Annotated in this window: 14 protein-coding genes; 11 read left to right on the plus strand and 3 right to left on the minus strand. The window is 70.0% G+C overall.

The features are described 5' to 3' along the window. Positions 1-29: 29 nt before the first annotated feature. The 3 genes from HD595_RS17490 to HD595_RS17500 are packed head-to-tail and all read left to right on the plus strand — an operon-like array spanning position 30 to position 5,034. Positions 30-2,576 carry a transglycosylase domain-containing protein gene (locus HD595_RS17490; RefSeq protein WP_253770328.1) on the plus strand — a complete coding sequence of 849 codons (2,547 nt, stop codon included), beginning with the start codon at positions 30-32 and terminating at the stop codon, positions 2,574-2,576. Between the two features lie 41 nt (positions 2,577-2,617). Next, positions 2,618-3,955: a glycosyltransferase family 87 protein gene (locus HD595_RS17495; protein WP_253770329.1), complete on the plus strand. Its 1,338-nt coding sequence runs from the start codon at positions 2,618-2,620 to the stop codon at positions 3,953-3,955. Continuing rightward, complete coding sequence (locus tag HD595_RS17500; RefSeq protein ID WP_253770331.1) at positions 3,952-5,034, plus strand: mannosyltransferase family protein; 1,083 nt, start codon at positions 3,952-3,954, stop codon at positions 5,032-5,034. Before HD595_RS17495 ends, HD595_RS17500 begins: the two co-directional genes overlap by 4 nt. Before the next feature lie 88 nt (positions 5,035-5,122). Here the strand turns inward: HD595_RS17500 and HD595_RS17505 are convergent, their stop codons facing one another. Continuing rightward, positions 5,123-5,866, minus strand: coding sequence for a deoxyribonuclease IV (locus HD595_RS17505; protein ID WP_253770333.1), 744 nt, complete (start codon positions 5,864-5,866; stop codon positions 5,123-5,125). Between the two features lie 119 nt (positions 5,867-5,985). On the opposite strand from HD595_RS17505, the gene HD595_RS45885 reads away from it, so the two are divergent. Continuing rightward, the gene (locus tag HD595_RS45885) at positions 5,986-6,120 is read left to right on the plus strand and encodes a hypothetical protein (protein WP_301309528.1); all 135 of its coding nucleotides are present in this window, start codon (positions 5,986-5,988) and stop codon (positions 6,118-6,120) included. A 72-nt stretch (positions 6,121-6,192) separates the two neighbouring features. Here HD595_RS45885 and HD595_RS17510 read toward each other — a convergent pair whose 3' ends face one another. Further along, a complete protein-coding gene (locus HD595_RS17510; RefSeq protein WP_253770335.1) occupies positions 6,193-6,429 on the minus strand; it encodes a hypothetical protein in 237 nt (78 codons plus the stop codon). Between the two features lie 263 nt (positions 6,430-6,692). On the opposite strand from HD595_RS17510, the gene rpsF reads away from it, so the two are divergent. The 7 genes from rpsF to HD595_RS17545 all read left to right on the plus strand — a co-directional run bounded on the left by rpsF (position 6,693) and on the right by HD595_RS17545 (position 11,104). Continuing rightward, entirely contained in the window at positions 6,693-6,983 is a 291-nt protein-coding gene (rpsF, locus tag HD595_RS17515) for a 30S ribosomal protein S6 (protein ID WP_026214314.1), read from the plus strand. Between the two features lie 89 nt (positions 6,984-7,072). Next, the gene (locus HD595_RS17520) at positions 7,073-7,624 is read left to right on the plus strand and encodes a single-stranded DNA-binding protein (RefSeq protein WP_253770337.1); all 552 of its coding nucleotides are present in this window, start codon (positions 7,073-7,075) and stop codon (positions 7,622-7,624) included. A gap of 63 nt (positions 7,625-7,687) precedes the next feature. Further along, on the plus strand, positions 7,688-7,924 hold the full coding sequence (gene rpsR, locus HD595_RS17525) for a 30S ribosomal protein S18 (RefSeq protein ID WP_020543048.1): 237 nt from the start codon (positions 7,688-7,690) through the stop codon (positions 7,922-7,924). 14 nt (positions 7,925-7,938) lie between these two features. Further along, a complete protein-coding gene (rplI, locus tag HD595_RS17530) occupies positions 7,939-8,385 on the plus strand; it encodes a 50S ribosomal protein L9 (protein WP_175590197.1) in 447 nt (148 codons plus the stop codon). 236 nt (positions 8,386-8,621) lie between these two features. Further along, on the plus strand, positions 8,622-9,488 hold the full coding sequence (locus HD595_RS17535; protein ID WP_253770339.1) for an ABC transporter substrate-binding protein: 867 nt from the start codon (positions 8,622-8,624) through the stop codon (positions 9,486-9,488). An 18-nt stretch (positions 9,489-9,506) separates the two neighbouring features. Further along, positions 9,507-10,364 (plus strand): amino acid ABC transporter permease, encoded by an 858-nt coding sequence (locus HD595_RS17540; protein WP_253770342.1) that lies wholly within the window; start codon positions 9,507-9,509, stop codon positions 10,362-10,364. Beyond that, positions 10,361-11,104, plus strand: coding sequence for an amino acid ABC transporter ATP-binding protein (locus HD595_RS17545; protein ID WP_253770344.1), 744 nt, complete (start codon positions 10,361-10,363; stop codon positions 11,102-11,104). The genes HD595_RS17540 and HD595_RS17545 overlap by 4 nt, the downstream gene beginning before the upstream one ends. A 29-nt stretch (positions 11,105-11,133) precedes the next feature. Here the strand turns inward: HD595_RS17545 and HD595_RS17550 are convergent, their stop codons facing one another. Then, a complete protein-coding gene (locus HD595_RS17550) occupies positions 11,134-12,609 on the minus strand; it encodes an APC family permease (protein ID WP_253770346.1) in 1,476 nt (491 codons plus the stop codon). Between the last annotated feature and the right edge of the window lie 43 nt (positions 12,610-12,652).

The following is a 12,652-nucleotide window of genomic DNA, read 5'->3' on the forward strand; positions in this document are numbered from 1 at the left end:
CGGAGGCCGCCTACGAGGACACCGGCGCCATGGCGGCGCACTCGTACGAGCAGCCGTACGAGCCCGTCAGGCGCGCGCCCGAGCGGCGCGGCCCCGCCGGTCCCGGCGGCCCCCCGCCCGCGACCGCCGCCGGTATGCCCGCCGAGCCCGGCCCGCGCGCGGCGGGGCGCCGTGAGGGACGGCGGCGCAGCGAGCAGGAGACGATGGTCAGCGAGGCCCCGCGCCGCGCCCGCGGCCGTGGCCCGGGCGGTCCCGGCGGCCCCGGCGGTCCTGGCGGCGACGGTCCCGGCGGCCCCGGTGGTCCCGGCGAGCCCCCGCGCAAGGGCCGTGGCGACAAGCCGGCCTGGCGCAGGTTCCTGCCGAGCTGGAAGATCGTGCTGGCCGGCTTCGCGGTCGTCACCGCGGGCGTCTTCGGCATGATCGCGGTGGCCTACGCCAACATGCCCATGCCGACCCAGGACCAGGTCCAGGACACGGTCGACGACATGGGCAGCGTCATCTACTACGCCAACGGCAAGGACGTCCTGGCCAAGCTGGGCACCAAGCGCGTCCCGGTCGACATCAAGCAGATCCCGCGGCACGTCCAGGACGCGGTCATCGCCGCCGAGAACAGCTCCTTCCGCGAGGACTCCGGCATCTCCTTCTCCGGCATGGTCCGCTCGGTGTACAGCACGCTCTCCGGCGCGCAGGTGCAGGGCGCCTCCACCATCACCCAGCAGATGGCCCGCAACTACTACGACGGCCTCTCGCAGGAGCGCAGCGTCCAGCGCAAGATCAAGGAGATCTTCGTCGCGGTCAAGCTGAACAAGGAGCTCAGCAAGGACCAGATCCTCTCGCAGTACCTCAACACCATCTACTTCGGGCGCGGCGCGTACGGCATCGGCGCGGCGGCCCAGCAGTTCTTCGGCAAGTCGGTCACGAATCTGACGCCCGAGCAGGGCGCCTACCTGGCCGGCCGCATCCAGAACCCGGACGCGTTCGACCGGGCCGAGCTCGCGGGCAACATGAAGCCCACCGAGGAGCGCTACGTCTACGTGATCGGGCAGATGGCCAAGCTCGACCCCAAGGCGTACGGCAGCCTGCCGTCCAAGTCGCCGGCCTCGCCCAAGCGCAAGAAGCCCAGCAACAAGGACTACTACAAGGGCCTGACCGGCTACATGGTCGAGGCCGTCATGAACGAGCTCAGGAACAAGTACAAGATCACCGAAGAAGACGTGAAGACCGGTGGCTACCGGATCACCTCGACGTTCGACAAGCGCCTGATGTACGCCGCCAGGGACGCCGTCAACAAGCACACCGCCGGTCTGCCCGGCGAGATCAACGCGACCATGGCGGCCGTCGACCCGACCAACGGCCGGATCGTGGCCTTCTACGGCGGCGACGACTACGAGAAGGACTCCTGGGACGACGCCTTCCTGTCGCAGAAGCAGGCCGCCTCGGCGTTCAAGCCGTACGTGCTCGCGGCGTGGCTCGACTCGGGCTACAGCCTCAACAGCTACCTGCCGGCCAAGGGTCCGCTCAAGCTCGAGGGCACCACGCCCATCAACAACGACCACGCCTCCGGCGCCTCGTCGATCGACGTGGTCAACGCCACGGCCCACTCGGTCAACACGGCCTTCGCCAAGATGGGGGAGAAGGTCAGCCTCGACAAGGTCATCGAGATCGCCAGCCGCGCCGGCCTCAGCAAGGAGCGGCTGGAGGACGCCAGGAACCGCCACCACTACCTGATCACGATCGGCTCCGGCCAGGTGACCGCCGTCGAGCAGGCCGGCGGATACTCGATCTTCGCCAACGCCGGCAAGCACTACGACAACCACGTCATCATCGAGGTGAGGGACCGCGAGAAGCGGGTGAAGTACCGGGAGAAGAGGACCTTCGCCCAGGTCATCGCCCCCGACTCCGCCGCCGACGCCACCGTCGCCCTCCAGGCCGTGGTCAAGCAGGGCACCGGCCGCAACGCCGCCCTCTACGACCGGCCCGTCGCCGGCAAGACCGGTACCAACAACGAGAACAAGGAAGCCTGGTTCGTCGGCTTCACCCCGCAGCTGTCCACGGCGGTCGGCATGTTCCGGCAGGAGTGCCGTACCAAGGGCGGCAAGGTCATCCCGCCGGTCAACGACAACTGCCCGTGGTGGCGGGGCAAGAACAAGGCCAAGGAGAAGAAGTACACGCAGCAGAAGCCGTACACCACCGCGTACGAGGTGCCCCTGGGCAGTGGCTTCCAGGGCGCCACGTACCCCGCGGCCATCTGGAAGGCGTTCATGACCGAGGCCATGAAGGGCCAGAAGGTCGAGCAGTTCCCGGCCCGCGTCAACACCGGCGTCCCCGAGAACCTCGCGCCCAAGCCCGTGCCGACGCCCACGGCCACCAAGGAGCCGGACGAGGAGCAGCCGGACGACGTGACCTGCGTCATGGACCCGTGCAACGACGATGACACCGGCCGCATCATCACCATCGACCCGAACCAGAACGACGGCCTCGATGAGGACAACGGTCTGCTCGGCGGTGGGCAGGATCCCGGTATGCCGCCGTACTACGAGCCCGAGCCGATGCCCACCGGGCGCGAGCAGTGGTGAAGACGGAGCCGGTGGGTGACGGCCCGGCAGGTGACGGCCCAGTGAACGACGGCCCGGTGGACGAGCCGGTCCACCGGCCGCCGCTCTTCGCGCGCGCCGTGCCGTACCTTCCCCTGGCGCTGTTCGCGGCGCTGGGGGCCAGCCTGGCGTACGTCTTCAGGCTGCCGTGCCGCACCGGCGGGTGGAACGACCAGGTCTCCACCTACACCCAGTTCTGCTACACCGACATCTACCCCCTGTACTTCGACCGGCAGCTCGCCACGCAGAGCCCGTACTTCGCCGACGTGCCGTTCGACAAGCAGGTCGAGTACCCCGTCGTGCTCGGCGAGGTCATGCAGGTCTTCAGCCGGATCGCCCGCTGGCTGGAGCCCGACCCCGTGCAGCAGGCCGTCCGCTTCTACGACGGCACGGTCGTCTTCCTCGGCCTCTGCCTGGTCGCCGGGGTGCTGCTGATGGCCGCCGTCGCCGGGCCCACGCGCCGCTGGGACGCCCTGTGGTACGCGCTCGCGCCCTCGGTGATCCTCGCCGCGTACATCAACTGGGACCTCGTCGCCGGCGCGCTGTCGATGGGCATGCTGCTGGCCTGGGCGAGGCACCGGCAGGTGGCGGCCGGAGTGCTGCTCGGGCTGGCGATCGCGACGAAGTTCTACCCGCTGATGTTCGCCGGGGCGCTGTTCCTGCTCACGCTGCGCACCGGGCGCTGGCGGCCGTTCCTGGTCACGGCGGGCTCCGCCGCGGGCGCGTGGCTGGTCGTCAACGTGCCGTTCATGGTGTTCGCCTGGGACGGCTGGCGGCGCTTCTACGTCTTCTCGCAGGAACGCGGGGTGGACTGGGGCTCGCCGTGGCTGTTCTTCCAGAACAAGGGCTGGCCGATCCTGGGCGAGGCCGACGTCAGCACGCTCGGCATGGCGTCGCTGGCCCTGCTGTGCCTGGGCATCGCGGTGCTGACCCTGGCCGCGCCGCGGCGGCCCCGGCTGGCGCAGATCTGCTTCCTCGCCCTGGCCGCGTTCATGATGACGAACAAGGTGTGGTCGCCGCAGTTCGTGCTCTGGCTGGTGCCGTTCGCGGTGCTGGCCCGGCCGAACTGGAAGCCGCTCGTCCTCTGGCAGCTCGCCGAGATGTGGTATTTCTTCGCGATCTGGCTCTACCTGCTCTCCCAGCCGCCGCTCAGCCGCGACGACCTGGGCATCGGCGACGACACGTACTTCACCGCGGTCTGGGGCCGGGTGATCACCATCGTGGTGATGATGGCGTTCGTGGTGCGCGACATCCTGCGCCCGCACAAGGACGTCGTCCGGCAGGCGGGCGTCGACGACCAGACCGGCGGCGTGTTCGACGGCGCCCCCGACCGGTTCACGCTCGTCCCGTCGTACCGGTGATCACCCGTTCGGCGGCGCGCGACGCGCTGCTGATCTGGTTCGGCTCCCGGGCCGGGCTGCTGGTCGCGACGCTGCTCGGCTCGGCGCTGAACGCCTACGTGGCGCGCTGGAAGCAGTGGGACGCGGGGTTGTTCGTCGTCATCGCCCGTCACGGCTACGACGGCGACCCCGCCGCGCCGCCCGACGCGGGGCTGCCCGCGTTCTTCCCCGGCCTGCCGGCGGTGTTACGCCTGGTCCACCTCGTGGTGCCCGACTGGACGGCGTGCGGGCTGATCGTGTCGCTGGTCGCCGGGGCGGTGGCCATGGTCGCGCTGGCGCGGCTGGCCGAGCTGGAGGGCGCGCCGGGCTGGATGGCGGTGCTCGCGCTGCTGCTGTTCCCCACGGCCGTGTTCCTGGCGGCGGGCTACAGCGAGACGCTGTTCCTCGCGTTCGCGATCCCGGCGTGGCTGGCCGCCCGGCGCGGGCAGTGGGCGGGAGCCGCCGTGCTCGCCGCCGGCGCGTCGTGCGTGCGCATCACCGGCCTGTTCCTGGCGGTCGCCCTGGTCGTCGAGTACGTCCTCCAGCGGCGCGCCCGTGAGCTGCCGTCACGGCCGGCCCCGTGGCCGCTGCTGGCCGTGCCGTTCCTGCCGCTGGCGTTCTACTCGTTCTTCCACTACCGCCGCTCCGGCGACTGGCTGGCCTGGAAGCACGCGCAGGAGGCCGGCTGGGGCAGGCAGACGGTCTGGCCGTGGGAGTCGTGGATGACGACGTGGCACGCGGCGCTCGGCCGCGACGACTTCGCGGTGGCGTTCCGCATGGAGCTCGCCGGAGCGGTGCTGGCGGTGGCCGCGCTGGTCTGGCTGGCCGCGCGGCGCCGGTGGAGCGAGGTCGTCTACACCGGGCTCCAGGCGGCGGCCCTCATGACGTCGGCGTACTACCTGTCGATCCCGCGCTCGCTGCTGCTGTGGTTCCCCCTGTGGACGGCTGTCGCGGCGCTGGGGGCGCGGCGGCCGTGGACGCTCGTGGCGTACGGGCTGGTCGCGGGGCCGCTCATGGTGCTGAACGCGGTGCGTTTCCTCAGCGGCGCGTGGGCGGGCTGAGCCCCTTACCCACTTTCGCGGCCCGGTAATCCAGGGAAGTTATCCACAGGCTGTGTGTTTCCGATCTCCAGAGCTCCGCCTGGGGGTTCTAGAGGTTCTCGCGCAGGAAGGCGATGTCGGCCGCCTGCCCCTCGGCGGGGGTCTCCACCACGATCGGCGCGCCGGCCGCCCGGCACACCGCGAGGATCAGCTCCGGGTCGATCTGCCCCTTGCCCAGGTTGGCGTGGCGGTCGGCGCCCGAGTCGAACGCGTCGCGCGAGTCGTTGCAGTGGACCAGGTCGATCCGGCCGGTGATCGCCTTGACCCGGTCGACCAGGTCCACGAGCTCCTCGCCGCCCGCGTGCGCGTGGCACGTGTCGAGGCAGAAGCCCACGTCGAACCCGTCGAGAGCGTCCCACAGCCGCGCGATGCGCTCCAGCTTGCGCGCCATCGCGTTGCCGCCGCCCGCGGTGTTCTCGATGAGCACCGGGATCGGGCACTCCAGCCGTTCGAACACCTTGCGCCAGTTGTCGAAGCCCGCCTGCGGGTCGTCGCTCTTGTCGACGTGGCCGCCGTGGACGATCAGGCCCTTGGCGCCCAGGCCGGCCGCCGCCTCCAGGTGCTGGGCGAGCAGCTTGCGGCTGGGGATGCGGATCCGGTTGTTGGTCGTCGCCACGTTGACGAGGTACGGGGCGTGGATGAAGACGTCGACGCCCTCCACCGGCTTGTCGGGCAGCACGGGCTTGGCGTAGCCCTGGGGATCGCCGAGGAAGAACTGCACCACCTCGGCGCCGACCGCGGCGGCGTGAGCGGCGGGATCGTCCTGGCCGACGTGAGCTCCGATGCGCACCATGTCACCGAGCCTATCCGTTTGCCGTACCCGGGCCGGGGAAGTCGCCAGGCACCCCCTACCCGAGGAGAACGCATATGGCCCGATGGCGATGGCGCTCGTTAATCATCCTGATCTACGTCGTGATAGGCCTCTACGTGGCCTGGGTGTACCACTACATCACCCCGGGGATCCTCAAGGACATCGCCGAGGCGTTGCTCGCGGTCTTCCTCTGGTTCCTCGTCCTGCTCGGGGTGGACCTGCACATCGGAGGATGACCTCGTATCGGAAGGACGGTCCCGGTGGTGGATCCCGGGGCCGTCCTCACGTGTTCGGATCCGGTCGGGGACTCAGGGAAGGAAGCCGCCGCGGGCGATGCCGAGCGCCACGCCCACGAACGACGCGACGATGCCGACGATGTTGAGGGCTCGCTGGGGAGTCGTCGCGGAGACGTACTGGGAGTAGAGGCCCGTCCCGAAGCCGAGGGTGCCCGCCCACGAGGCGACGACGTGACCGCCGGGGACGAACGCCGCGACGAAGGCCGTCAGACCGCACACGACGGTGACGATCGCCAGGATGTTCTCCACCGGATGAGCTTGTCCGTCGCTGTTGAGCGAGAGCCTGAACCGCTGGTTTTCGGAAGGTTGGAGGATGTGTGGCACAACTATCACCCCCTGGTTTCCTACAGGCCTTCCCACAGGGGCTCGGCTGGTAACCTGGTCAGGCTGCGTTGTGATGGGTGACCCGTCACGCCCGGGTGCCGAAAGGGGCGCCGGGGCCCCGCGTCAGCGTCCTCCTGTCACGGCAGAGTGTCGTGACCGCAAGAGTCCAGAGGAGGTTGGAGTCCCGCATGCGTCGTTACGAAGTAATGGTCATTCTGGACCCTTCGCTCGATGAGCGCACCGTCGCGCCGTCCCTCGACCAGTTCCTCACCGTGGTCCGCAACGACGGCGGCACCGTGGAGAAGGTCGACGTCTGGGGCCGTCGCCGTCTCGCCTACGACATCGACAAGAAGTCGGAAGGCATCTACGCCGTCATCGACCTGTCCGCGGAGCCCGCGACGGTCAAGGAGCTCGACCGCCAGATGAACCTCAACGAGGGCATCCTGCGCACCAAGGTTCTCCGCCCCGACGTGCACTAAGCAGCTCGTCGCCCGGCTTTTTGTCGGGCGTCGGCCGTACTCTGAGCCGTAACCCAAAGCGAAGGCGTGCAGGAAGGCGAGCGCTGGCCATGGCAGCAGGCGACACCGTAATCACCATCGTCGGCAATCTTGTCGACGACCCCGAGCTGCGCTTCACCCCGACGGGGCAAGCAGTGGCCCGGTTCCGCATCGCGTCCACTCCGCGGTTCATGGATCGCCAGACCAACGAGTGGAAGGACGGCGAAAGCCTCTTCCTGACCTGCAACGTGTGGCGGCAGGCGGCGGAGAACGCCGCCGAGAGCCTCCAGCGCGGCATGCGGGTCATCGTGCAGGGGCGGCTCAAGCAGCGGTCCTACGAGACCAAGGAAGGCGAGAAGCGCACCGTCTACGAGGTCGAGGTCGACGAGGTCGGCCCGTCTCTGCGCAACGCCACGGCCAAGGTCAACCGCACCTCCCGTCAGGGCGGCGGCGGTGGCGGCGGCTTCGGTGGCGGCCCGGCCGACGACCCGTGGGCCTCCGCGTCGCCCGCCCCGCCCCAGGGCGGCGGCTTCGGCGGCGGTGGCGGCGGCTTCCAGGGCGGCGGCCAGCAGAGCGGCGGCTTCGGCGGCGGCGGCGACTTCAGCGACGAACCGCCTTTCTAATCCCAGTCCACAAGCCCGAGACCATTCCCGCTTCACCGGCGGGGCTCTGAAAGGAGCACCACGATGGCCAAGCCGGCACTGCGCAAGCCCAAGAAGAAGGTTTGCCTGTTCTGCCACGACAAGATCTCCTACGTCGACTACAAGGACACGGCGCTGCTGCGGAAGTTCATCTCCGACCGCGGCAAGATCCGTGCGCGCCGGGTGACGGGCAACTGCACCCAGCACCAGCGCGACGTGGCGACCGCGATCAAGAACGCCCGTGAGGTGGCCCTGCTGCCTTACACGAGCACCGCGCGCTAAGGAGGTCTGACGACATGAAGCTCATCCTCACCAACGAGGTCTCCGGCCTCGGCGCCCCCGGCGACGTCGTCGAGGTCAAGGACGGCTACGGCCGTAACTACCTCATCCCGCGGGGCTACGCCATGCGCTGGACGCGTGGCGCGGAGAAGCAGATCGAGTCCATCAAGAAGGCTCGTGACGCCCGTGAGATCCGCGACCTGGGCACCGCCAAGGAGGTCGCCGGCCAGCTCGGCGCCCTGCGCGTGCGCCTGACGACCCGCGCGGGCGACTCCGGCCGCCTGTTCGGCTCGATCACCACGGGCGACGTCGCCGACGCGGTCAAGGCCGCAGGCGGCCCGCTCCTCGACCGCCGTCGCATCGAGATCGTCAACCCGATCAAGAGCGTCGGCAGCCACAAGGTCAGCGTCAAGCTGCACCCCGAGGTGTCGGCCTCGCTCGACGTCGAGGTCGTCGCCGGCTGACGCCGGACACGCCTGCCGTACGGCCCTCTCTCCCTCCGTGGAGCGGGGGCCGTACGCGTCTCAGGGCGCCGGCTCACCCGCTCCCGGGCGTCAGCCCGCCCCGCCCTGCCCTGCCCTCGCTCCGCGCCTGCGGGGGCCCGGTATGGGGCGGTATGAGCCCAGGTGGCGGCGTATTTCCTAGCGGGGCAGCGTACAATCGGCTCGTTCTTCCCCGCGTTCCCCTGGAGGCACCACCCATGGTCCGTCCCTCGACGCTGCTCGCGCTGGGCGCCCTCGCCGCGGCCGTCGCGTGCGCTCCCGTCGACAACACGGCGACCAGCAGCGGCCCGAGCGCCGCCCCCGCTGCCACGGCGTGCACCAAGGACCAGCTCAAGCTCGTCAACGCGGGCAAGCTGACCATCGGCACCGACAAGCCCGCCTACGAGCCCTGGTTCAAGGGCGACGATCCCAGCAACGGCCAGGGCTTCGAGAGCGCGGTGGCGTTCGCGGTCGCCGGTGAGCTCGGCTTCGACCGCGACCAGGTGCAGTGGAACACGGTCAAGTTCGACACGGCCTTCGCGCCGGGCGCCAAGCAGTTCGACTTCGACGTCAACCAGGTGTCGATCACCCCGGACCGGGCCAAGGCCGTCGACTTCAGCCACGGCTACTACACGGTCAAGCAGGCCGTGGTGGCGCTGGGCGACGGCAAGTTCGCGGGGGCGAAGACGCTGGCCGAGCTCAAGGACGCCAAGATCGGCGTGCAGGTCGGCACCACCTCGCTCGACGCGGTCAAGAGCGTCGTGAAGCCCGCCGACGACCCCAACGTCTACAACGACCAGGTCGACGCCATCAACGCGCTGAAGAACAAGCAGGTCGACGCCATCGTCGTGGACCTGCCGACGGCGTTCTACGTCACGGCCGCGCAGGTCGAGGGCTCCAAGATCGTCGGCCAGTTCGGCGCGACGGGCGGCACGCCCGAGGAATTCGGCCTGGTCATGGAGAAGGGCACCCAGCTCAAGACCTGCGTGGACAAGGCCGTGGACGCGCTGAAGTCCAAGGGCGAGCTGGCCAAGATCGAGCAGCAGTGGCTCGGCTCGGCCGCGGGCGCGCCCGAGCTGAGCTGACGACCCTCGCGTACGTCCATGACTGACATGCCAGCGGGCCCGGTCTGGGTCAAGAGCGATCGGCAGGTGGAGCGGGAGCGGGTCCGCAGAGCGCGGGCCCGCCGCTCCGCGTCCATCGCCACGGCCTCCACGGTCGTCTTCGTCGTCCTCGTCGGGTGGGTGGTCACCAGCTCGCCCGGCTGGCCGCGCGTCCAGGACACCTTCTTCAACCCCGAGCACTTCGCCCGGGCGTTGCCCGACGTCCTCAGCGGCTTCTGGCTGAACGTCAAGATCTTCCTGTTCGCCGAGCCGCTCATCCTGGTCGTGGGCCTCCTGGTGGCCCTGGTCAGGTCGACCAGGACGGCCGCGCTGTTCCCGGTGCGGGCCCTCGCCACGCTGTACGTCGACACCTTCCGCGGCGTGCCGACGCTGCTCGTCATCTACATGGTCGGCTTCGGCCTGCCGGCGCTGCGCCTGCAGGGCATCCCGACCGACCTGACCACGCTCGGCGTCATCGCGCTGACGCTCTCGTACGGCGCGTACGTCGCCGAGGTGTTCCGCTCGGGCATCGAGTCGGTCCACCCGAGCCAGGTGGCCGCCGCCCGCTCCCTCGGGCTCAGCCACGGCAAGACCATGCGGTTCGTGGTGCTGCCGCAGGCCACCCGCCGGGTCGTGCCGCCGCTGCTCAACGACTTCATCTCGCTGCAGAAGGACACCGCGCTGGTGTCCACGCTGGGCGTGCTGGAGGCGCTGCGGCAGGCGCAGATCTACGCCTCCGGCAAGTTCAACTACACGGCCTACCTGGTGGCCGCCCTGCTGTTCATCCTGCTGACGATCCCGATGGCCCGGTTCACCGACTACCTGGCCGCGCGCACGCGGAGGAGGCGCGGGGCATGACCCTGCTGACCATCGAGGGCGTGTGGAAGAACTTCCACGGCCACAGCGTGCTGCGCGGCATCGACCTGGAGGTGCGCCCGCACGAGGTGGTCAGCCTCATCGGCGCGTCCGGTTCGGGCAAGTCCACGCTGCTGCGCTGCGTCAACCTGCTGGAGACCGTGGACGACGGCACGATCACGCTGGAGGGCCGCGACGTCACCGACCCGCGGGTCGACGTGGACGAGGTGCGCCAGCGGCTCGGCATCGTCTTCCAGGCGTTCAACCTGTTCCCGCACATGACCGTGCTCGACAACATCACGCTGGCGCCGCGCCAGGTGCACAAGGTGCCGAGGGAACGGGCCGAGGAGGAGGCGCACGCGCTGCTCAGCCGGTTCGGGCTGGCGCACAAGGCCACGTCGTACCCCGACCAGCTCTCCGGCGGCCAGCAGCAGCGGGTGGCCATCATCCGGGCGCTGGCGACCCAGCCGCGGCTGATGCTGCTCGACGAGGTGACCTCCGCGCTCGACCCGGTGCTGGTCGTGGAGGTGCTGGAGATCATCCGCGAGCTCAAGCAGACGGGGATGACGATGATCCTCACCACGCACGAGATGGGGTTCTGCCGCGACATCTCCGACACGGTGTGCTTCCTCGACGGGGGCGTGCTGCTGGAGAAGGGGCCGCCGGAGAAGATCTTCAGCGACCCGGACGAGGCGCGCACCCGCGACTTCCTGCGCAGCGTCCTGGAGGCCCGGCGCCTGTAGGACGACGAGGCGGCGCCCGGGGATGGGGCTCAGCGGCGGTGACGGCCCCGTGGGGCGTCCTGCGGCTCGTCCCGGGGCGGTGCCAGCAGGCTGTGCCGCCGGCCGTACCCGAGGTAGACCAGCATCCCGAACGCCATCCACAGCGCGAACCAGACCCACGTCAGCACGTGCAGGTTGACCATCAGCCAGAGCGTCGCCGCCAGCGACAGGGCGGGCACCAGCGGCGACAGCGGCACCCGGAACCCCCGGTCGAGGTGCGGCATCCGGCGGCGCATCACGATCACGCCCGCCGACACGAACAGGAACGCGAACAGCGCGCCCATCACGACGAGCTGCTGCAATGTGAACACGGGCGCGAACGTGGCCAGCAGGACGGCCACGACGCCGATGACCAGCGTCATCCGCGACGGCGTGTGGTACCTCCGGCTGATCGCCGACAGGCGGCGCGGGATGAGGCCGTCGCGGGCCATCGAGAACAGCACCCGCGTCTGCCCCACGATCAGCACCAGGATCACGGTGGTCAGGCCGAGGACCGCGCCGATGTCGATGACGTGCACCATCCAGTCCACGCCGGCGCCGCGGAACGCGCTGGACAGCGGCGCGTCGGCCGAGATGCGGGAGTACGGGATCATGCCGACCATGACCACGGCCACGGCGATGTAGAGGACGGTGGCCACGACGAGGCTGCGGATCATGCCCTTGGGCACGGCGCGGGGCGCGTTGACGGTCTCCTCGGCGGCGGTCGCGACGATGTCGAAGCCGATGTAGGCGAACGCGATGGCGGGCGCCGCCGCGAAGATGCCGGCCCAGCCGAAGGCGTGGCTCTGGCCGATGACGACGTCCAGCACGGTCGAGGGCGGCACGTCCAGCGGCCGGGGCGGGGCGTACAGGTCGCCGAAGTTGCTCGCCCGGACGTGCGGGGCGCCCACCACGATGACGGCGCCGATGGCGAGCAGCTTGGCCGCCACCATGATCCACAGCGCGCGCAGGCCGATCCGCGCGTTGACCGCGACGACGCTCGTCAGGACGACCAGGATGAACACCGTGAGCGCGACGCTCACCAGGTCGTGCCGGGGCAGGGCGATCCCGAAGTCGGCGAAGGCGAGCACGGTCAGCTCCGCCCACGCCTTGGCGACCACGGCGGCGGCGAGCTGCAGCTCCAGGATCAGCGCCCAGCCGATGATCCACGCCCACACCTCACCGAAGATCACGTAGGTGAAGGTGTACGCGCTGCCCGAGGCCGGGATCGTGGACGACAGCTCGGCGTAGCACAGGCAGGCCAGCAGGCAGGCGATGCCCGCGATCATGAAGGACAGGATCACCCCTGGTCCGGCCATGGTCGCGGCCTGCCGCCCGGCGATGCTGAAGATGCCCGCGCCGATCATCACGCCGAGCCCCAGCACGACCAGATCGGCCGGACGGTAGAGCTCGGCGAGGCTGTGGCGCGCGCCCGTGCGCAGACCGGTCGCCTCGGACGGCGGCAGGCGTCGGAGAATCGTGGACAAAGCACACTCCGCTCGGGGAACTCGCCCACAGTGCCCCCACCAC

It is taken from the genome of Nonomuraea roseoviolacea subsp. carminata (assembly GCF_024172185.1).
Classification (GTDB): Bacteria; Actinomycetota; Actinomycetes; order Streptosporangiales; family Streptosporangiaceae; genus Nonomuraea; species Nonomuraea roseoviolacea.

Excerpts from the sequence above, each read along its gene's own strand:
- HD595_RS17490 (WP_253770328.1), top strand. The coding sequence starts at position 30 with ATGGCGGCGCACTCGTACGAGCAGCCGTACGAGCCCGTCAGGCGCGCG.
- HD595_RS17505 (WP_253770333.1), bottom strand. The coding sequence starts at position 5,866 with ATGGTGCGCATCGGAGCTCACGTCGGCCAGGACGATCCCGCCGCTCAC.
- rpsF (WP_026214314.1), top strand. The coding sequence starts at position 6,693 with ATGCGTCGTTACGAAGTAATGGTCATTCTGGACCCTTCGCTCGATGAG.
- HD595_RS17520 (WP_253770337.1), top strand. The coding sequence starts at position 7,073 with ATGGCAGCAGGCGACACCGTAATCACCATCGTCGGCAATCTTGTCGAC.
- rpsR (WP_020543048.1), top strand. The coding sequence starts at position 7,688 with ATGGCCAAGCCGGCACTGCGCAAGCCCAAGAAGAAGGTTTGCCTGTTC.
- rplI (WP_175590197.1), top strand. The coding sequence starts at position 7,939 with ATGAAGCTCATCCTCACCAACGAGGTCTCCGGCCTCGGCGCCCCCGGC.
- HD595_RS17535 (WP_253770339.1), top strand. The coding sequence starts at position 8,622 with ATGGTCCGTCCCTCGACGCTGCTCGCGCTGGGCGCCCTCGCCGCGGCC.
- HD595_RS17540 (WP_253770342.1), top strand. The coding sequence starts at position 9,507 with ATGACTGACATGCCAGCGGGCCCGGTCTGGGTCAAGAGCGATCGGCAG.
- HD595_RS17545 (WP_253770344.1), top strand. The coding sequence starts at position 10,361 with ATGACCCTGCTGACCATCGAGGGCGTGTGGAAGAACTTCCACGGCCAC.